Origin of the sequence: Bacillus solimangrovi (assembly GCF_001742425.1) — a bacterium.
Classification (GTDB): Bacteria; Bacillota; Bacilli; order Bacillales; family Bacillaceae_N; genus Bacillus_AV; species Bacillus_AV solimangrovi.
In genome coordinates this window covers 99,955-120,828 of sequence record NZ_MJEH01000011.1, presented here as the reverse complement: position 1 = coordinate 120,828, position 20,874 = coordinate 99,955, and the positions used below count along the sequence as shown (strand labels likewise).

General features: G+C 36.3%; 20 protein-coding genes and 1 riboswitch. Of the genes, 19 read left to right on the top strand and 1 reads right to left on the bottom strand.

What is annotated here, in order from left to right; genetic code table 11:
- Nucleotide 1 precedes the first annotated feature (1 nt).
- The 4 genes from BFG57_RS05270 to BFG57_RS05255 all read left to right on the top strand — a co-directional run bounded on the left by BFG57_RS05270 (nt 2) and on the right by BFG57_RS05255 (nt 5,745).
- A complete protein-coding gene (locus BFG57_RS05270) occupies nt 2–1,609 on the top strand; it encodes a cytochrome c biogenesis ResB family protein (protein ID WP_069716430.1) in 1,608 nt (535 codons plus the stop codon).
- Nucleotides 1,610–1,663: 54 nt separating this feature from the next.
- The gene (gene ccsB, locus BFG57_RS05265) at nt 1,664–2,848 is read left to right on the top strand and encodes a c-type cytochrome biogenesis protein CcsB (protein WP_069716553.1); all 1,185 of its coding nucleotides are present in this window, start codon (nt 1,664–1,666) and stop codon (nt 2,846–2,848) included.
- A gap of 396 nt (nt 2,849–3,244) precedes the next feature.
- On the top strand, nt 3,245–3,961 hold the full coding sequence (locus BFG57_RS05260; RefSeq protein ID WP_069716429.1) for a response regulator transcription factor: 717 nt from the start codon (nt 3,245–3,247) through the stop codon (nt 3,959–3,961).
- Nucleotides 3,958–5,745 (top strand): ATP-binding protein, encoded by a 1,788-nt coding sequence (locus tag BFG57_RS05255; protein WP_175428280.1) that lies wholly within the window; start codon nt 3,958–3,960, stop codon nt 5,743–5,745. The genes BFG57_RS05260 and BFG57_RS05255 overlap by 4 nt, the downstream gene beginning before the upstream one ends.
- A 248-nt stretch (nt 5,746–5,993) precedes the next feature.
- Here the strand turns inward: BFG57_RS05255 and BFG57_RS05250 are convergent, their stop codons facing one another.
- A complete protein-coding gene (locus BFG57_RS05250) occupies nt 5,994–6,455 on the bottom strand; it encodes a GNAT family N-acetyltransferase (protein ID WP_425388477.1) in 462 nt (153 codons plus the stop codon).
- A 464-nt stretch (nt 6,456–6,919) separates the two neighbouring features.
- Nucleotides 6,920–7,128: riboswitch (cobalamin riboswitch) on the top strand.
- A gap of 237 nt (nt 7,129–7,365) precedes the next feature.
- Here BFG57_RS05250 and BFG57_RS05240 point away from each other — a divergent pair.
- From BFG57_RS05240 to BFG57_RS05170, 15 genes are all read left to right on the top strand, one after another.
- Complete coding sequence (locus BFG57_RS05240) at nt 7,366–8,340, top strand: ABC transporter substrate-binding protein (protein ID WP_069716425.1); 975 nt, start codon at nt 7,366–7,368, stop codon at nt 8,338–8,340.
- A complete protein-coding gene (locus BFG57_RS05235; protein ID WP_069716424.1) occupies nt 8,306–9,361 on the top strand; it encodes a FecCD family ABC transporter permease in 1,056 nt (351 codons plus the stop codon). The genes BFG57_RS05240 and BFG57_RS05235 overlap by 35 nt, the downstream gene beginning before the upstream one ends.
- Nucleotides 9,362–9,375: 14 nt before the next feature.
- Nucleotides 9,376–10,851, top strand: a complete 1,476-nt coding sequence (locus BFG57_RS05230; RefSeq protein WP_069716423.1) for an adenosylcobinamide amidohydrolase — start codon at nt 9,376–9,378, stop codon at nt 10,849–10,851.
- Nucleotides 10,844–11,803: an adenosylcobinamide-phosphate synthase CbiB gene (gene cbiB / locus BFG57_RS05225; protein WP_069716422.1), complete on the top strand. Its 960-nt coding sequence runs from the start codon at nt 10,844–10,846 to the stop codon at nt 11,801–11,803. Before BFG57_RS05230 ends, cbiB begins: the two co-directional genes overlap by 8 nt.
- Nucleotides 11,784–12,863: a threonine-phosphate decarboxylase CobD gene (gene cobD / locus BFG57_RS05220; RefSeq protein WP_069716421.1), complete on the top strand. Its 1,080-nt coding sequence runs from the start codon at nt 11,784–11,786 to the stop codon at nt 12,861–12,863. Before cbiB ends, cobD begins: the two co-directional genes overlap by 20 nt.
- Entirely contained in the window at nt 12,857–13,408 is a 552-nt protein-coding gene (locus BFG57_RS05215) for a bifunctional adenosylcobinamide kinase/adenosylcobinamide-phosphate guanylyltransferase (RefSeq protein WP_069716420.1), read from the top strand. The genes cobD and BFG57_RS05215 overlap by 7 nt, the downstream gene beginning before the upstream one ends.
- Nucleotides 13,408–14,199 carry an adenosylcobinamide-GDP ribazoletransferase gene (gene cobS / locus BFG57_RS05210; protein ID WP_083249088.1) on the top strand — a complete coding sequence of 264 codons (792 nt, stop codon included), beginning with the start codon at nt 13,408–13,410 and terminating at the stop codon, nt 14,197–14,199. The genes BFG57_RS05215 and cobS overlap by 1 nt, the downstream gene beginning before the upstream one ends.
- Nucleotides 14,157–14,792: a histidine phosphatase family protein gene (locus BFG57_RS05205; RefSeq protein WP_069716419.1), complete on the top strand. Its 636-nt coding sequence runs from the start codon at nt 14,157–14,159 to the stop codon at nt 14,790–14,792. The genes cobS and BFG57_RS05205 overlap by 43 nt, the downstream gene beginning before the upstream one ends.
- Nucleotides 14,726–15,172 (top strand): bifunctional adenosylcobinamide kinase/adenosylcobinamide-phosphate guanylyltransferase, encoded by a 447-nt coding sequence (locus BFG57_RS05200; protein WP_069716418.1) that lies wholly within the window; start codon nt 14,726–14,728, stop codon nt 15,170–15,172. Before BFG57_RS05205 ends, BFG57_RS05200 begins: the two co-directional genes overlap by 67 nt.
- Nucleotides 15,169–15,753 carry a cob(I)yrinic acid a,c-diamide adenosyltransferase gene (locus BFG57_RS05195; RefSeq protein ID WP_069716417.1) on the top strand — a complete coding sequence of 195 codons (585 nt, stop codon included), beginning with the start codon at nt 15,169–15,171 and terminating at the stop codon, nt 15,751–15,753. The genes BFG57_RS05200 and BFG57_RS05195 overlap by 4 nt, the downstream gene beginning before the upstream one ends.
- Nucleotides 15,750–16,235, top strand: a complete 486-nt coding sequence (locus BFG57_RS05190) for an ECF transporter S component (RefSeq protein WP_069716416.1) — start codon at nt 15,750–15,752, stop codon at nt 16,233–16,235. Before BFG57_RS05195 ends, BFG57_RS05190 begins: the two co-directional genes overlap by 4 nt.
- Nucleotides 16,228–16,947, top strand: a complete 720-nt coding sequence (locus tag BFG57_RS05185) for a hypothetical protein (protein WP_069716415.1) — start codon at nt 16,228–16,230, stop codon at nt 16,945–16,947. Before BFG57_RS05190 ends, BFG57_RS05185 begins: the two co-directional genes overlap by 8 nt.
- Nucleotides 16,948–17,149: 202 nt before the next feature.
- Nucleotides 17,150–18,247, top strand: a complete 1,098-nt coding sequence (locus BFG57_RS05180) for a GerAB/ArcD/ProY family transporter (protein ID WP_175428273.1) — start codon at nt 17,150–17,152, stop codon at nt 18,245–18,247.
- Nucleotides 18,244–19,713 (top strand): spore germination protein, encoded by a 1,470-nt coding sequence (locus BFG57_RS05175; RefSeq protein ID WP_069716414.1) that lies wholly within the window; start codon nt 18,244–18,246, stop codon nt 19,711–19,713. The genes BFG57_RS05180 and BFG57_RS05175 overlap by 4 nt, the downstream gene beginning before the upstream one ends.
- A 14-nt stretch (nt 19,714–19,727) precedes the next feature.
- Nucleotides 19,728–20,858, top strand: a complete 1,131-nt coding sequence (locus BFG57_RS05170) for a Ger(x)C family spore germination protein (protein WP_069716413.1) — start codon at nt 19,728–19,730, stop codon at nt 20,856–20,858.
- The last annotated feature ends 16 nt before the right edge of the window (nt 20,859–20,874 follow it).

Sequence of the window (20,874 nt, the reverse complement as noted above, 5' to 3'; positions counted from 1 at the left end):
CATGGAGAAAGTGAAATGTCAATGTGGGCATGTCAACCCTCACGGAACACTACTTTGTGAGTCATGCGGGAATCCACTAGAAGAAGTTGATAAAGAATTATTAGACATGCGTTATGATGGTAGTGCACGTCGTTCACAGACATATAAAAAGACAATAGTGGATAAAATATGGAACTTTTTTTCTTCTGTTAAGGTTGGGGTCTGGTTAATTGTAATAACATTGGTAGCATCTTCACTAGGAACGATATTACCGCAAGAAATGTACATACCGCCTACAGAATCACCAGCTATTTTCTATGAGAAAGAATATGGTTTCGTTGGAAAGCTTTATTACACACTTGGTTTTCATAACTTATACGGTTCATGGTGGTACATGCTGATGGTCGCTTCAATTGCGATTTCATTAGTTATTTGTAGCTTAGACCGAGTTATACCGTTGCATCGAGCTTTAAAAAACCAAAGTGAGAAGAAACATGATAATTTCTTAAAACGACAACGTGTATTTGGTGTTACAGAGACAGCAAATTCTGAGAGTTCATATAACCAAATAGAAGAAGCTCTTAAAAAGAAACGTTACCATATTCGTGAAAAAGATGGCAATCTTCTTGCAGAGAAGGGACGGTTCTCTCGTTGGGGTCCGTATGTGAATCATATTGGTCTCATTATCTTCTTAATTGGTGCGATGCTGCGTTTCTTCCCAGGCATGTATATTGATGAAACTTTATGGTTAAGAGATGGAGAGACGAAAGCTATTCCAGGAACGGATGGAGAGTATTATCTGCAAAGTAATGGTTTTGTAAGAGAATTGTATAGCGAGGAAGATGGGTTTGAAGTTGGTATGGGCACAGCGAAGAACTTTCAAACAAATGTCACACTATACAAAACGAATGACAGTCGTCTTCCTGGACAAGAAGCAGAACTTGAAGAAGTGAAGTCACACGAAATTCGTGTAAACGAACCGCTTAAATTTGAGGGCTTTGCTGTATATCAAGTTAGCTATAAGCTAGATGAATTTAAGAGTATGTCTTTTGAGTTAGAGAATAAGCAAACTGGGGAGACATTTGGAGATTTAACTGTTATGTTAGAAGAGCCAGAACAAGTCTATGATTTAGGAAATGGCTATCGAGTAGAACTAATGAATTATTTTCCCGACTTTTACTTTGATGAGGACGGGAATCCAGCAACACAGACACGTCTACCGAATAACCCAGCATTTGTGTTTAAGATGTTTACACCTGAGACACCAGAAGGCGAAATTAGTTTTGTAGGTATTCGACTAAACGTAGAACCAATTGGTGACAATGATTACAAAATGTCATTTTCTGGTATAGATACTCAAAATGCGACTGCATTAACAATACGTCTAGATCGGACATTGTGGATTATAGGTATTGGTGGTGTAATCTTTATGTTAGGTGTCATTCAAGGGATGTACTGGAACCACCGTCGCATTTGGTTGAAGCGTAAGCAAGGGGAAGTATGGATTGCTGGCCATACGAATAAAAACTGGTTTGGTTTGAAGAAGGACATAGAATTTGCACTTATAGGTACAGACATAAATATGCCAATTGACCAATCAGAAGATAAAAAAGATAAGAAAATGAGTTAAGTGTCTTCGAAACAGAGAAACTTGTAAAAAAGGAGGGAATATGAGGTGGGGAACTTGGCTGACATTAGTAGTACGTTACTATATGTTGCATTTGTTATTTACCTTATTGCTACCGCTTTCTTCGGTGGAGCAATTCGCGATAAACACTCACAAGCAAAAACAAATAAAGCAGGAAAAATCGGTATTACGTTAACAATAATTGGTTTTACTGCACAAGTTGGATATTTTATTACACGATGGATTGCATCAGGTCACGCACCTGTTAGTAATTTGTTTGAATATACAACATTCTTTGGAATGATGCTTGTTTTTGCGTTTATCTTTATTTACTTTATTTATCAGGTTTCACTACTAGGGGTGTTTATTCTCCCTGTAGCGTTATTGATTATTGCTTATGCAAGCATGTTTCCAACAGATATTAGTCCGTTGATTCCATCGCTACAAAGTCACTGGCTTTATATTCATGTAACAACAGCAGCGTTAGGAGAGGCGATCCTAGCAATAAGTTTTGGTGCAGGTTTAATCTACTTAATCCATGTTGTTGATCAAACAAAGTCTAGTAAGCGAACGTTTTGGTTAGAGTTTATTTTATATAGTATTCTTTCTACACTCGGATTCGTAATCATTACATCTATTTTCTCTGCAACGAACTATGAAGCTACGTTTAATTGGATCAATGAAACAGGCCAAGAGGCAGAGCTCGTCTATAATATGCCAGCTATTGTAGGTCCGTTAGATGGTGAATTATTGACTGAAGATACGTTTGGACCATTATTTGAAGCACCTTCTTGGATGAATGGTGCACAAGCTCCAAGGAAGTTTAATACGTTATTGTGGTCATTGTTGGCTGGTTTAGCACTTTATGGATCTTTACGTTTAATTCTACGTAAGCGGATCGCAGCGGCAATGCAGCCGTTGTTAAAAAATGTTAATCCTCAACTTGTAGATGAGATAAGCTACCGTGCAGTAACAATCGGTTTCCCAGTTTTTACATTAGGTGCACTTATCTTCGCTATGATCTGGGCACAAATTGCATGGACAAGATTTTGGGGATGGGATCCAAAAGAAGTTTGGGCTCTTATTACATGGTTATTCTATGCAGCATTTTTACACCTACGCTTATCAAAAGGGTGGCATGGTGAGAAATCAGCTTGGCTTGCGGTTATTGGGTTCGCTATTATTATGTTTAACCTTGTAGCAGTAAATCTTGTTATTGCTGGACTACACTCATATGCTTAAAAATGGGTTAAACATTCAGCACATTCACCATCGTAACTATTAATTACAATATAGTAATAACAAAACGAGCTTAGTGAATAAGCTCGTTTTGTTATTAGCTTTGATAATTTTGTAATCGTAATGATGATAAGGTTATAATTAGGAATACACGTTAATAACATTGTCTTTCTTCCTGTTGTTTAGTAATATATAAGGCAGATTAGAAATAAGGAGATAATGTATATAGACAGGATACAAATGTGAAACTTGCTCACCTTTATAAGAATACATATTAGATAGATGTAACGCTTATTTGATAAAGTTTCTATTAATTTAACAATAGGGGTATTGTTAATAACACAAATTCTGAGTCTTGAAATACATAACATCTAAATTGTGAAAAGGGGATTTATGGTAATGGATAATAATGTGAAAATTTTAGTTGTAGATGATGAAGAGCGCATCCGTCGCTTATTAAAAATGTACTTAGAGAGAGAAGAATATACGATTGAGGAAGCTGAAGATGGTGAAACAGCATTACAAAAGGCAATTGAGTATGATTATGATTTAATTCTCCTTGATTTAATGATGCCTGGAATGGATGGTCTTGAAGTTTGTAAGCAAATTAGAGAGAAGAAGGCTACTCCAATTATGATGTTAACAGCAAAGGGTGAAGAAGCTAACCGTGTACAAGGTTTTGAGGTAGGGACTGATGACTACATTGTCAAACCTTTTAGCCCTCGTGAGGTCGTATTACGTGTGAAAGCGTTGTTGCGTCGTTCATCACCTACGAAGTTTTTACAAACCGATACGAAAACGAAAGACTTGGTCGTATTTCCACACTTAACGATTGATAATGATGCACATCGAGTAACGGCTGATGGCAAAGATGTTAGCTTAACGCCGAAAGAGTATGAGTTACTCTATTTCCTAGCGAAAGCTCCAGATAAAGTATTTGATCGTGAACAATTACTTAAAGAAGTATGGCAATATGAGTTTTTTGGTGATCTTCGTACTGTTGATACGCATGTTAAACGTTTACGTGAAAAGCTCAATAAAGTTTCTCCACAAGCAGCGAAGATGATCGTTACTGTTTGGGGGGTTGGTTACAAGTTTGAGGTTGTGAGTGAATAATGTTTTGGCGTAGTGTAGTTGGGAAGCTATCATTCACCATCTTGTTGCTCGTTTCATTTGTACTTTCAATCATAACAGTTTTGTTATTAGAATTTTTCGAAACCTATCATGTGAATGAAGCAGAGCGACAACTCTTCCAAACAGCTTCAAAAATATCTATGATTGTAGACGAGCAGGATGAGCAAACTCTTGCTCTTAAATTTGTTGCACAAATGGTAGACCCTTCTACAGAGAAGTTATTTATCGTAACGGGTGAAAGCCAGCAATTACATGCTTTTAACAATCCTGTCAGTGAAAATCTGTCTATAAGCGATATTGTAAATAAAGAAGATTTGGATAGTGTTCTTGAACATCAAGAAAAAATTAGTAAATTGACTTATTTACCAGATAAATTATTGGGAAATGAAAGTTTAAATGAGGAAATGATGTTAGTCGGTGTGCCAATTACAGCTTATGGGAAAGAAACAGGTGCTGTATTTATTTATCAGTCACTTGACATCGTCAGTCAAACGACGAAACAAACGACTCGTATCATTTTGTTGAGTGCGTTCATTGCAATCGTTCTAACGACGATCTTTGCTTTCTTTCTTTCGACAAGAATTACAGCACCATTACGAAAAATGAGGGAAGCGGCCTTTGAAGTAGCACGAGGAGAATTTGATACAAAAGTTCCGATTCTTACTCATGATGAAATTGGTGAACTGGCACTTGCCTTTAATCGTATGGGCAGGCAACTTTCTTTTCATATTAATGCCTTAAATCACGAGAAGGAACAGCTCTCAAGTATCTTAAAGAGTATGGCAGATGGGGTTATTACGATGAATCGAAAAGGAAACATTCTCGTTTCGAACCCACCTGCAACGAGATTTCTTGAAGCTTATTACTATGAGCGTAAGAATGAAGAATTTTTAGAGATGCAAGTATTACCCGATGAATTAAAGCAGATTTTACGAAAAGTAATAAAGGAAGAGCAGGAGCAAATCATTGAGATGATCCTTCAAGGAAGAAGTTGGGTTATTTTGATCACACCGTTGTATGATGAAAGTTTTGTTCGAGGAGCGGTTGCTGTACTTCGAGATATGACAGAAGAACGTAGACTAGACAAACTTCGTAAAGATTTCATTGCAAATGTTTCGCACGAATTAAGAACACCAATCTCGATGCTTCAAGGATATAGTGAAGCGATTATCGATGATATTGCAGGTTCAGAGGATGAAAAGAAAGAAATTGCGAAAATAATATATGATGAATCATTACGTATGGGTCGTCTCGTAAATGAATTGTTAGACCTTGCTCGAATGGAAGCAGGGCATATTCAATTAAATTCTAGTGAAGTGAACGTATCAGACTTTATAAATCGTGTCGTACGTAAATTTCAAGGACTTGCGAAAGATAAGAAGATCGAACTTGTATCAAATACAGATGAAAGTGCACGCACGTTAATGTTTGATCCAGATCGAATCGAGCAAGTGCTAACAAACTTAATTGACAATGCGATTCGGCACACATCCGAGGGTGGTAAGGTAGCAGTATCAATGGAGAATTTGGATGACAATGTTAGAATAGATGTTAGTGATTCAGGTTCAGGTATTCCAGAGGAGGATCTTCCGTTTGTGTTCGAGCGATTCTACAAAGCAGACAAAGCTAGAACTAGGGGAAGAAGTGGTACTGGATTAGGACTTGCAATTGCAAGAAATATTGTTGAGGCACATAAAGGACGTATCTCTGTACATAGTAAAATTAACGAAGGAACGACATTTTCATTTTTATTGCCTAAGCAATAATTTAGAATTGTAATAAGAACCAGTCTCTTATCAAACGGAGACTGGTTTTTATGATTTTTAGTTAAAATAAAACAAAAAAATTTTTTCCTTAACTGCCCATAGTAAAGTGAGCATTACTACGGTGATTTTTTATTGTCTTTTTAATGCAAGTAAAAAACATGGTACATATTTTCAAGCAACTATTAATTCATTTGGAAGTACTAAACTGACTATTTGTATATCAACACAAAGGATGATTTAAGCTGAAATTATAATAAAGCCATCCTTAGGCGAATCATATCTGTACATTGAATACCATTTTCATAGATCTCTTCATCATAATGACGAATGAAAAAGTCGTAATCAATCCCACATATTCGAAATCCACATTTTTGATAAAGACCTAGTTGGTGAATGCTTGAATTTCCAGTGCCAATTTCAATTGTATGAACATTCATGTTACGTGCTTTCTGAATTGCATCCTCAATTAATCTTCTTCCGATCCCTTGCTTATGATATTTTGGATTAACAGCGATATTTACAATTTCAATTGTTTTTGGTCGTGTTTGGATCAATACGTAAATACCTATGAGTTCACGTTCGAAGTAAGCAGTATAACACTTTCCTCTAGTGAGATAATCATTTATTGTTTCGCGTGATGGATCTGCTAATAATAGAAGGTCATACACTGCTTCGGTAATATTTGCCTCGTTAATTACAAGAGAATCTATCTTCATATGTTACTATCTCCTTATACATTCAATAATTTCTCAATATCACCATGCATTGCAAGAGGATCAATTGGTGATTCGAAACGTTTTAAGACTTCACCATTTCGAACAACTAAAAATTTCGTGAAATTCCATTTAATTTCTTGACCTTCAAGTAAGTCTAGATGCTCTGTTTTTAGTATTCACGATCATTAGAGGTTTACCTTCATATTTACTTAACGGAGTGTAATTGCCTTTTGCATCTTTTACAGAATAATTATAGATAGTCATCGTTAGTACCTTCTCCCTATGATTATGTTTAATAGGTATATTGTAAGTAAACTTATGACAATACGCGAACAATTTAACTTAGTATTCTTAGAATTTTCATAAATTCATGGAATACGATTCACTCCACCTTAGGTAATGGAAAAACATCTTGCTGGAATGGAGCGTCTCATGTATGATTAAAGCAAAACTGAACAGGAATTCGTAGCACATAGGTGTCGGATGAATAGTTAACTAGTTAACTATTCATCCGACTGAAAAGGGAATCTGGTGAAATTCCAGAACTGTCCCCGCAACTGTAATTGTGGACGAAATGAGATCACCACTGTGCCTATAATGATGCATGGGAAGGCTCAAAGTAGAAAGAAGCATAAGTCAGTAGACCTGCCTAATGAGCTCGTAGTTTCAAATCTTCGGGGGTTGAGTGTTTGAAGCGACATGCAATAGGTGTAGCATTTAATTGAATGCCTTAATTTCTTCGTGTGTCGTTACTCGTTACCTCATCCTTCGAAGGATGAGGTTTTTTATATTAAGTTGGCAATTAATACGTTCACTTTAAAACTAAATATAAAGTGCACATATTAGTTGGAAGAGATGTTCTATTAATAGTAGAGTCATTTAATCAGAGAAGGGAACAGTTGAGATGAAAAAAGGTTTGCAACTACTTGTAGTAATTAGTGTATTTTTAATTTTCGCACTCACTGGTTGTGGTGCACAATCGAATGATCAAGTGAAAGAACAACAAACAACGGACGAAACAGTTATTACGAAATCTGATTTTCCAGTGACTGTCGTAGATGCTACTGGAGAAGAATTAACGATAGAATCTTCACCTGAACGCATAGTGTCACTTATTCCAAGTAATACAGAGATTTCTTTTGCAATTGGTGCAGGTGAACAAATTGTAGGAGTTACAGACTGGGATAACTATCCTGAAGAAGTAACTGAGATAGCAAAAGTTGGAGGATTAGAAGTTAATAGCGAAAGCATACTGGCATTACAACCTGACCTCGTGTTAGCTCACACTTCAAGTACAGGTAGTTCAGAACAAGCGCTCGACCAACTTAAGCAAGCAGGTATAACGGTTGTTGTCATTCCGTCTGCAACATCTATTTCTGACGTATATGATTCAATAGACTTAATTGGAAAAGTTACTGGTCATGCACAATCTTCAGCAAAGATTATAGATCAGATGAAAGAACGTGTTGAAAAGGTTGCTGAAAAAGCAGAATTGATTTCGGAAGCTGAGAAGAAGACAGTGTGGGTTGAAGTTCAACCTGAACCAGAAATTTATACGACTGGTAAAGGAACATTTATGCATGAGATTCTTGAGTTAATCGGTGCAAAAAATGCTGCAGCAGATGGAGAAGGTTGGTTGAAGTATACAGAAGAAGATGCGGTGTTATTAAATCCTGATGTTATTGTCGTTACATACGGTTATTATGTTGATAAACCAATTGAGAAAGTATTGGGTCGACTTGCTTGGCAAGATGTTAATGCAGTGACAAATAAGAAAGTGTTTGCAGTAGATTCTGATAAATTTACCCGCGCAGGTCCGAGGTTAGTAGAGGGAGTCGAGGAACTTGCAAAGCTCGTCTATCCGAACATTTATCAATAATCATCCGAGTATAGCATATACCGTTTCGAGTACATTACTATTGATTACGATTGTTCATGCCATTACATCTGGTACACTTCCTCTTACATATTCACAAGTAATAGAAGTTATTTATTACTCTGTAATAGGCAGAGTAGAAGAAATAGACCCAGTGCATGAGAATATCATTATGCTCATTCGATTACCGCGTGTTTTATTAGCTCTATTTGTCGGAGGATCACTAGCTATAGCTGGTGCTTCCTTCCAAGGGTTATTACAAAATCCACTTGCTGATCCCTATACATTAGGAATTTCATCAGGTGCATCACTAGGTGCAGTTATTGTCATGTTCTTTGGTATATCGATCCCACTTGTTAAGGGTTTTACATTGCCGATTGTTAGCATTATGTTTGGATTTATCACACTCGTTTTAGTTTTGGGTTTTACGCGATTAATTGACAAGAAACTTTCAATTGAAACGATTATCTTATCAGGCATTATTTTTAGTGCATTTATTGGTTCTTTTATTTCTTTAATTATTGCCTTAACTGGAGAAGAGTTAAGACAAATCATTACATGGTTATTAGGAAGCGTGTCTATGCGTGGTTGGGCATACGTACAAATGATTACGCCATTCACAATAATCGGTGTTCTCATCCTTCAGTTTAATGCAAAAGAACTGAATGCGATGGCATTTGGTGAAGACGCAGCGCGACATATTGGCGTAGATGTGGAAAGAAGAAAGTTTGCAGTTCTATGCGGTGCATCTCTACTTGCAGGATCAGCAGTAGCAGTTTCAGGAACGATAGGTTTTGTTGGCTTAGTGATCCCTCATATTACTCGAATACTCTGGGGTGTGAATCATAGGCATCTCTTGCCTCTGTCTTTCTTAAATGGTAGTACATTTTTAATTTTAGCTGATACTGTAGCCAGGACGATTATTTCTCCATCAGAATTGCCTATTGGAGTGATCACAGCTTTAATCGGAGCCCCTGTCTTTGCGATACTGTTCTATATGACTAGGAGAACAAGAGCTTTTTAGAAAGTAGTGATAATATGTTGAAGGTGAAAAATGCTTCTGGTGGTTATGGCAAGAAAAAAGTTGTATCAAATATTTCCTTTTCAGTTAAGCAGGGAGAGGTTTTCGGAATTATCGGTCCAAATGGTAGCGGTAAGTCGACGTTATTACAAATGATAAATGGAAAGCTTCCATTAATGAAAGGTGAAATACTATTAAACGAACAGCACATTTCAATGTATACAGCTAAAGAGCAAGCAAAACTTGTTGCAGTATTATCTCAAGAGAATGATGTTGCATTTGCATATACCGTTAGAGAGACGGTTAAACTTGGTCGATATTCCCATCAAAGTGGCTTATTTCCACGCTGGAGTTATGATGATGAACAGGCTGTCATTGAAGCACTTGAAAAAACACAATTGACACACCTTCAAGATAAGTCGATTCAGTTATTAAGTGGAGGGGAGAGGCAAAGAGTCTACTTAGCACGTGCTCTTGCGCAAAAACCTAAACTATTATTACTGGATGAACCAACGAATCATTTAGATATCGCTCATCAGATGCGTTTATTGGATACGTTAAAAGACTGGGCAAAGCAGTATAAATTTACCGTCATTTCAATCTTTCATGATTTGAACTTAGCGAGTTTGTATTGTGATCGATTACTAATGCTTGAAGCTGGAAAAATGGTAGAATTGCAACCTTCGGAACTTGCTTTAACTGAAGAGAAAGTACAACGCATCTATGAAACAGATGTGAGCAGAGTCGACCATCCGACAAAGCCTGCTCCCTTTATTGCATTTGAACCGAAGTCATTCGAAATTGATAGAGTTGTATCTTTAGATGATCTGACCGTGATGGCTAATCATGAGAGAATTACGATAACGTCATCTAAACCGATTAAAACATTATCATCAGCATTAATTGGCTCTGGATTCCAATGGTCACGTCAGTTCGTTAATCGACATGTTCATAAAGATTATAATGAATCTGATCCTTTAGCAGAGATGACCGAATATTTAAGTAATAATGGTATTCAGCCACAGCAGACAATTGCTATGATGACGGCAGCAAGACTAGAAGATGCATCATATAAACGGATAGATACGGATGAGTTTTCTTTGTTTATAGTAGTGACAGCTGGAACAGGAAATGCAGTTGATGTATCAAAAGCTTATATGCATAAGCAATTTTCTAACGTGCCAGGTACAATTAATAGCTGGATCTTCATAAATGCGTGCTTAACGGAGGCAGCTTTCGTACAAGCAATGATGACTGCGACTGAAGCAAAGGTTAAAGCACTTCAATCTGAGCAGATTATCGATAGTGAGACAGACACGATTGCGACTGGTACATCCACAGATAGTGTGCTAGTAGGTGCAACGCAAACTGGTAGCACTATAGAATATGCTGGGACAATCACGAATTTAGGGAAGGCAATTGGAAAGCTTATGTATGAAGCTGTTTCTGAGTCGGTTGAACGTTACAAGCAAAGGGTGAAGGTGCATGATTAATCATTTGATTTCAATATGCTTTGCTCTAGTTCTAGACCGATTGTTTGGAGATCCAGAGCATTTACCACATCCAGTTCGATATATGGGTACACTTATTTCAAAGTTAGATAAAAGTTTGAATATAGGAAAGTATCGAAAAGTAAAAGGAATTGTGACGGTTTTAATTGTTAGTATCGTTTGTTTTGGCTTTGCCTATTGTATCGTTCAACTGTCTGTTCTAATTCATCCGTCTGTCGCGATTTTAGTTGAAGGTTTTCTAATTTATACAACAATTGCAATGAATGATCTTGAGCGGGCAGCACGGCGTGTTGAAACACCACTAATGAATGGAGATATGTTAGAAGCAAGGGATAAGTTGGGATGGATTGTCGGACGAGATACAACTCATTTAAATGAGTCAGAGATCGTGCGTGGGACAGTAGAGACGGTTTCAGAAAATACAAGTGATGGTATAACAGCTTCTTTATTCTATGCTGCTATTGGTGGAGCTCCATTAGCTTTTTTGTATAGAGCTGTTAATACGTGTGATGCTATGCTAGGTTACAAGAATGAGAAATATTATCATTTTGGATGGGCTGCTGCTCGTTTTGATGACCTTTTAAATTTCATTCCAAGTAGGATGACAGGCTTACTGATGATTATAGTGAATGCCTCAGGATATCAACTTAAAACTACTAGTTTATTGAAACAGTTATCTAAGCATGCGAAGAACCATCCTAGTCCGAATAGTGGTTGGTGTGAAGCGGCAACTGCATTATTATTACGCGTACAATTAGGTGGGCAAAACACATATCACGGTCAAGTGTCAAACAGACCGCTCATTGGTGTAGATGAAGTCCAATTACAAACAAAACATATAAATGAAACCATTCAAATTATGAAACGAACAACATATTATTTTTTCATTCTATTAGCAATGGGGGTCATTCTGTATGAACAGCTCATTACCTAAACACGGTGCGAATATCATTGGGTTATATGAAGCACTCGGACAGCCGCTTCACCCAAATCCAATTGATTTTAGCGTCAATACGAACCCATATGGTATGCCAGCATCAATTGAGAAAAGTATCAAGGATGGAGCTAAGTTAATTGGGCAGTATCCTGAGATGGAATCCTACACATTACGGGAACGAATAGCATACAAAGAAGGTCTTCATTCTAAACAAGTACTTGTAGGAAATGGAGCAGCTGAATGCATTTTTTTACTAGCTCGTTTTTTTATGAAGAAAACAGTAGGCATAATTGAGCCAACCTTTACAGAGTATGCGCTAGCCTCTACGGCAAATCAATCACCGATAAAACGTTTTATCTTAAACAACAATTGGCAATTAGAAGTTGATAAGTTAGACAATTTTATAGAAGGAGTTGATGTTCTTTACTGTTGCCATCCTAACAACCCTACAGGAGTAGCGTATGGAAATGAAACGATTGAAGATTTAGCTGAACGATGTAATCGAGCGAGTACAACACTCATAATTGATGAGGCATTCTATGATTTTTCCGTAGAAGAAGTATCTGCAACAAAGTTGCTAACTACATATCCGAATGTCATCATCGTTCGTTCATTTACGAAGATGTATCATATCCCTGGTATCCGTCTCGGTTATGTGCTTGCACGACCAGCGATTATTGAAGCATTATTTCGTTACCAACCACCTTGGAGTGTGAATACACTTGCTCAAGAGATTGGACTACAATGTGTAGCAGATTCGTTCTTTGAAGAGGAAACGAAACACAAAATTGCAAACGAAAGAGCAAGAGTTTTTATGGAGTTAGAGAAGTTAGGCATGGATTATTCAAACTCAGCGGTAAATTTTTATTTGTTGATAGGTAAAACAAAAGCAGAAATTGATCATCTTATTATATATTTATTGCAAAATGGGATTGTACCTCGACATACATATCATTTTCCAGGAATAGAAGGAATAGCTATTCGTTTAGCTATAAAAGATCGGCATGAAAATGATCAATTACTACACGTATTACAAAGGTGGAGAGCAGATTGTTAACGTTTGTATGTGGCGGTGTACGAAGTGGAAAAAGTTCGTTTGCTGAACAACTTATTGAAGAACATTCTGATCAATCACAATGTCATTATATTGCAACAAGCACTATAACAGATTCAGAGATGCAAAATCGAATTGTTCGTCATAAAAATGATCGAGTTCAATCACAAATAAATTGGCAAACATGGGAACAACCAAAGCAGTTGGATTTGTTAACCCGTCATTTCTCTAAAGATGATGTGCTTTTAATAGATTGTTTAACAGTATGGTTAAGCAATGAACTATTTACTTCAAACATTTGGAAGTGTGAAGAGAAAGTGGCTACAACTGTGAATAAAATGTTAGATGTTCTAAAGACGCTAAGTGAACGTTGTAAACACGTTATTATCGTTTCAAATGATATTTTTCATAGTGGTTTTCCAGATGATTTTGGTAGTAAAGTGTATGTACGTTCATTAGGTCATTTACATCAAGCGATCGTAAGAATGTCAAATTTATCATATGAAGTTGAATTTGGTTCTGCACGATTGATGAAGGATGCACATTAATGATGCGATATGTAATTGACGGTTTTTTATTGGCATTTCAGTTTTTTACACTAATTCCAATTAATAAGAATATTGAATGGGAGCAAAGGCGTGCACGCTATGCCATTATATTTTTACCATTTATAGGTTTGATAATGGGGAGCACTTTAGCTGGTATTTCTAATGTGATGCATATGTTCTCACTTTCGAACTTAGCCATTTCAGTATGTATATTATTTTTTACTGTAGTTGTCTCAGGAGGATTACATCTGGACGGTTGGATGGATTGCTCAGACGCCTACTTTTCTTATCGAGATAAGGAGCGTAGGCTCGACATTATGAGTGATCCGCATGTTGGAGCATTTGGTGTAATATCACTATTCTTTCTACTTTTATTTCGCTGGTTATTTCTATATGAGTCGGTGGCAATGAACTTTATAACAACGAGTCTAATGTTAATTGTAATTCCAGTATTGTCGAGGTTCGGTATGGTCTATTTACTCACGTTTACCCGTACTGCTAAGCAAAGTGGACTTGCCTTCCACTTTCAAAAACAGTTGATGCAAAGGGATTTCTTCTTAGCAGGTATACTAACGATTGTGCCATTACTTCTAATTGCATGGATGTTTGACAGTTTTATCGTTTTATTAGTGCTGTTCATAATAATTATTGGATTTTCTATCATTTTTCATTTCTTTGTAAAACATGCTTTTGGTGGTGTAACTGGTGATACACTTGGTGCATGTATTGAAGGAGGTGAGACGGTTTTATGGATGATCGTTTGGTGCTTACTCTCCTACGCCACGGTGTAACAGAGGCGAATCTGGCTAAGCAGTACCTTGGTTGGCGAGATATTCCGCTACAAGCCAGGACAAAAGAAAGATTGAAAGAAAATACATCACTCAAAGTTGATTTGCTTGTCTCAAGTGATTTAATCCGATGTGTTGAAACTGCTAATAAATTGTTCCCTCGTCATCATATTTATAAGATGGCGTCATTACGTGAGTATCATTTTGGTGACTGGGATGGATTCACATATGAACAATTGAAGCATGAACCATCTTATCAAAGGTGGCTTAGTGATATGAGTATACGTGTTCCAAATGGGGAATCATTGTACGATTTTCAAACCCGTATTCGTCAAGGATTACTGAAAATAACCGATATGATTAGTAAAGAAGGAGTACGTAATGTTGTTGTTGTTACACACGGTGGTGTCATAAGGCAGCTCTTATCATGGTTATCGCCAGATGAAAAAGACTTTTGGGAATGGGACGTACCATATCAAGGTGGTTATAGACTTGTTACGACACTTCAGCGATTAAGGAGGAGCGAGCGATGCACTTTATTACAGGTGGTGTCTGCCAAGGAAAACGAAGATGGGTTTACGAGCATTACGACCTAGACAGTTATTCGAATTGGAAATGGCAATCAGCATTTGAGACAGATTTGAAGCTACCAAATGAATCGAGTGTAGAAAGGATACATGTAATTGAGGGAATTGAGGTAGCGTTCAAACAATCTTTAACATTACAAGTGGAAGAATGTCGAGATCGATGGTATCACTTCTTTAATGCTTGGTGTGAGTGGGAGCGAGAGGATCACCAGCTAGTAATAATCGGTGCTGATATTTCAAAGGGAATTGTCCCAATACAGAAGAGTGAGCGAATTTGGCGTGATCTAACGGGTTGGTGTTACCAAGACCTTGTGAAAAGATCAGATCGTTTTGATGTTATCTGGTGTGGTTTAAATCAAACATTGAAGTTAAAGGAGGAAGTTAGATGAAATTGTATACACGAACAGGTGATAAAGGTAAAACATCATTAGTTGGAGGTCGTGTTGATAAAGATCATATTCGAGTTAATGCATACGGTACGATTGATGAACTTAACAGTTTTATTGGTCAAGCGATGACACAACTACAAGATGAGAGATTTACTGACATTTATCAAGAACTAGAGAAGATTCAGCATGAATTATTTGATGGTGGTAGTGATTTAGCACGTGTGAAGATTGACCCTTCGAATTTCAAATTAAAAGAAGACACCGTTACATACCTTGAAGAGAGAATTGATGATTATATTGAAGAAGCACCTAAGTTAGAAAGGTTTATTCTACCAGGAGGTTCACCAGCAGCAGCGACGATTCATATTGCTCGTACTGTTGCACGTCGTGCTGAACGTACGATTGTAACACTTCAACGAGAAGAAACGATAAATGATAACGTCTTAACGTATGTTAATCGTTTATCGGATTATTTATTCGCAATTGCTCGTGTCATTAATGCACGACTAAATGTAAAAGATGTTGAATATGAACGAAGTGCATTAGTATTTCGCCGTGGGAAGAGGAAGGATAAAGAATGACAACGAGAAAACTATCAATCCTAGTCACTTTTATCGCATTTTCTATAGTTGGTGCCATGATCAAGATTCCAGCAGTCATTTCAAGTATTGCACTCGACAGTTTTCCAGCACTGGCAGGATCAGTACTACTCGGTCCTGTTGCTGGTGCTATTATAGGTGCACTTGGTCATTTAGGTTCAGCCTTTTTAGGTGGTTTACCACTTGGACCATTGCATCTACTCGTTGCAGTTGAAATGGCAGTAATCGTATTTGTGTTTGGTTATTTATATAGATCGAACAAACGTATGTTAGCATATAGCTTCTTCCTAATAAGTAATGGTTTTGTAGCAGCAATTCCATTCGGGTTCATAATAAGTTGGTCTTTTTATGTGGCGTTCTTACCACCTTTATTAATTGGTACAGCAGTTAACCTAGTTATAGCAATCGTTGCATTGCCAAGAATTCAACAAGCAACAAATGTCGTGTTGAGACGTAATGCGTGACTTACAGTTCGTTTCTATAAATGATAATGAAGAAATCGTTATTTCAGCAGATTGTAGCGGAGGCATTGGTGAGAGACAAAGTGATATTGTTTGCGCCTCAGCTGAAAAAACGAGCTATTATACGATGCGAGTTGCTTTAATGGAATTATTATCGGTAGGCGCAACATTAACATCTGTTACAATTCATAATTTAACAGGTGATGATACGTGGAATGCTTATCAATCTGGAATTCAGAAAGCATTAACAGAACTTAACTTAACTGATGTCTCCATTGGGGGTAGTACTGAGTCAAACTTTAAATTAGAACAATCGGCACTTGGTATTACACTTACAGGAATAGTTAAAAAAAATAAGAAAAAAATAAGGAAAACAAAAGAAGATGATTTATTTGCGGTAATTGGAACACCGTTAGTTGGTGAACAGGTTTTATTTCGAGAAGTAGAGGTTGCACCATTGAGTTTATTTCTTGAGATTGTAAACTTAGGATTTGTTCACGAAGTTGTTCCAATCGGTTCGAAAGGAATAAGGTACGAAGTTGAACAACTTTGTGTAAACAATAGCTTACATGTTGAGCAATTCGAATCATCAATAAATCTAAATAGCTCTGCTGGTCCAGCAACGTGTTTTCTGGTAACTTATGATGAAAGAAAACATGAAATGTTGAAGAAACTTGCTACACCATATTTCCACACACTATTGAGGAAGCCCTGAATTTTAATTCAGGGCTTTTTTTATGTATAGATAGGAATACTTTGAAAACGCCATTTTGAAAGGAAGTGTCCATACTTTTAAGCTTTAAAATAGCAATCATTAGGTCTGGCAGAATGAGAATATTTCATTATCGGTTATGTATAATTCTTCATTTAAGCAAAATACTACCTTATAGAATGTTTTTTTGGAGGGGCGTAGTAATGTGTCTGAAATCGTAAAGGAAAGATATAAAATAGATGGATTTTTAGTTTTTTATATTATTGTTGCAGCACAAGTAGGCGTAGGTGTGTTAGGTTTTCAGCGTGTCATTATGAGTAAGGCAGGTTATGATGGTTGGATTACTATAATATTAACAGGCATCTTATTTCATCTTGCTATTTATATAATTTACTCCATTCTTAATAGATACAAAACAGATGTAATTGAAATTCAAAGATTTATTTTTGGAAAGTGGATTGGTGGTTTCATAAATCTTATCATTGCGTTTTATTTTCTTTATAACTCAGTTACCGTTCTCACTACATTTATTGAAGTAATACAAGTTTGGATGTTTCCAACTCTATCCTCTTGGGTGTTGGGTTTTCTTTTTTGTTCGTTAATATACTATATCGTTTCAGGAGGATTTAGAGTTGTTACAGGGATGTGTTTCTTAGGATTTTTCATTACTATTCCACTCATTTTATTCCTATTATTTCCTCTTGAATATTCTGATTTTGTACCGTTATTACCAATTATTCAAAAACCGATTGGTAGTATCGTCGGTGCAATTAGTGATTCAATGATATCTTTTATGGGAATTGAGTTATTGCTCATCTTTTACCCATTTATTAAAAACCCAGAGAAGTCACAAAAGAGTGCACAATTCGGCTCGCTCTTTACGACCGTGTTATATTTACTCATTATAATCATTACCTTTGGATTCTTCAGTGAAGATCAATTAGAGAGAACTATATGGGCAACTTTAAGTATGTTTAAGGTTGCAGAATTCTCGTTTATAGAACGATTGGAATACGTAACAGTTACAGTATGGGTGTTTGTTGTCGTACCGACTATGATTTTGTACTTATGGGCATCATCAAGAATTATTAAGAGGACAACAAATTTTTCACAACGAAAAGTGATTATTTGCTTACTTTTAATCGTTTTAATAAGCATAGTATTTATAAATAGTAGGATTGAGATTAATTATTTAAATCAAGCAGTTAACTATGTGTCATTTTATTTAATCTTTGCTTACATTCCAATTCTTTTTATTTTGTCTAAACTCTTTTATCGTAAATATAGGAGGACAATGAAGTGAAACGATTTTCGTTTGAAAAATCGCAAAAAGAAGATAGATTAAGTAATTTAAAGAAAAATGGAGATTTTGTATCATATGAGAATTTAGGCCATCATACACCTTATCGAATTTCTTATCTTTATTCAATTGTTGATACGAATATATTGCATCGAGACCTCTTACAAAACTTAGAGGATCCATTCGATTCGTTAGAGGAGCTTAAGAAAAAACTTCCATTCGAAGAAATTATTATCACAAATGATGTCGATGAGTTGGAGGAAAGGATCTTAAAAGGTTATGTCGCACTTAGTCTTGTCGGAAAAGATGATGGATACATATTATTAAGCTGTATCGACCTTCAAGGGCGTGACATTATACCTCCGATGACCGAATATAGTGTTGAGGGTCCTAAAGAAGCGTTTGTAGAATCAATGAAAACGAACATCAACCTTGTTCGTAAACGCCTACCTGTAGTAGATTTAAAAATTGAGCTAATGGAGGTAGGAGCAAAGTCAAGAACGGGCGTAGCACTCCTCTATATGGAAAATGAAGTGAATATGGAGGATGTTAATCTCGTCCGAACAAAGATCGAAGCAATCACGATTGATAATATCGCAGATAGTGCTTATATTCAGCAGATTATTCAAGACAATTGGAGATCACCGTTTCCACAGTTGAAAAATACTGAACGACCAGAACGTTTATGTAATTCATTATGTGAAGGGAAGGTATGCATACTTGTTGATGGTTCATCGTTTGCACTTTCTGGTCCATCTTCCATTTTTGATTTTTTTAATTCATCTGGAGATTATTACTTAACGTGGCAAGTCGCTTCAGTTTTTCGAATCATGCGTTATTTTGCCTTGTTATTCTCTTTGTTAGCTACTCCCCTATATGTAGCAACTTTGACTTTTCATTATGAGTTGATTCCACGCGATTTGTTAGGCACGTTGGTAGGCTCGAGAGTTGATATTCCATTTCCACCGATTTTAGAAGCGTTATTTTTAGAAATAACAATTGAACTATTAAGGGAAGCTGGAGCTCGAATGCCTTCAAAGATCGCTCAAACAATTGGTATAGTTGGTGGTATTGTTCTAGGTACGGCTTCTGTAGAAGCAGGATTAACGAGTAATGTACTAATTATTATTGTCGCATTGACAACAATTTCTTCATATACATCCCCTGTTTATCGTATGGGTAATGCGTTTCGAGTAGTACGTTTTGTGTTTTTGATATTTGCTAGTTATTTAGGATTAATTGGTATTGCGATTTGTGGGGCATTCTTATTAACACATTTGCTTCGCTTAACATCTTTAGGGCATCCATATATGACACCGATTTATCCACCCCGTTCGGAAATGTGGAGAGATATGTTGATACGACTTCCATTTCGTTATTTGCGCAGACAAAATGTTTCATCGTTATCAATGGAACAAAGTTTTAAGGATATTTTCAAAAAGAAACAGAAAACAGATATTGATGAATGAGAAGGTGGAAGCACATGAAATGGAAGATATTTAACAGTGTTCTTATTATCCTCTTATTAACTGGATGTGCTCAGCAACATATCGTTGATGATATACTTATGATTCGAAATATAAGCTATGATAAGGTTGAAGAAGACAAAGTACACATGAAGATCTTAGTACCTGTTTATAATGAGAAAGAGGGTACGAGCTTAGAATTTTTTGAATCAGATACTGATTTAAGTAAATTAGGACGAAAACTGATGAATTATGAAGCACCATATCCGATTATGAGTGGTCAGGCAGCGGTAGCTTTATACGGTGAAGAGCTTGCTAAAAGTGGATTACATGATATTGTTGACACGTTAAATCGAGACCCTGAAATCGGTAATAAAATGAAGTTAGCAGTTGTTAAAGGTACAGCTGGTGATTTATTAGATAAGGAAGTTACCTCAGTTGGACAGCATCCAGGCATATATTTAGAAACATTAATGCTTCAAAATGAGAAAAGTCAATCTCTTCCAGTGACAAATTTGCATTTGTTTTTGAAGTATTATCATAGTGACGGAAGAGACCCCTACCTTCCTCTTATTGAAAAAAAGGGGAATCATGCTAATATTATTGGACTAGCTCTATTTGACGGAGATAAGTATGTTCATGAAATAGGAGTTAAAGATTTTTTTATTTTCCATTTATTATCCTCTGGAGATTATAAGCATGGTAATATTCAGGTTGCTTTAAATAAGGAGGAAGAAGAATCAACTGAGGAAGATCAAGAAGATGTTCAATTTGGTGGAAACCTTGCAATGATTGAAAATGTGAAAGCATCTACAAATTTTGAAGTAAATCACATTGGTGGAGTCCCAGAGGTTGACGTATACATTAAAATCGATTGTGTCATTCGAGAATATAAAGGAAAGGCAGATTTACGCGATCCAAAAGAAATTAAAAAAATGGAACTAAAGTTAGATGAGGAATTTACGCAGAAAAGTGAGTTGCTAATAAAAAAACTACAAGAGTTTAACGTTGATCCGATAGGGTTTGGAAGAATTGTAAAAAGTGATACACGTGATTGGGATAGAAAGAAATGGAAAGAAGTTTACCCAAATTTAATAGTAAATGTCCACTCTAAAGTTACAATTTTAAATACGGGAATCTCTGAGTAATGCTTACTAAAAAAAT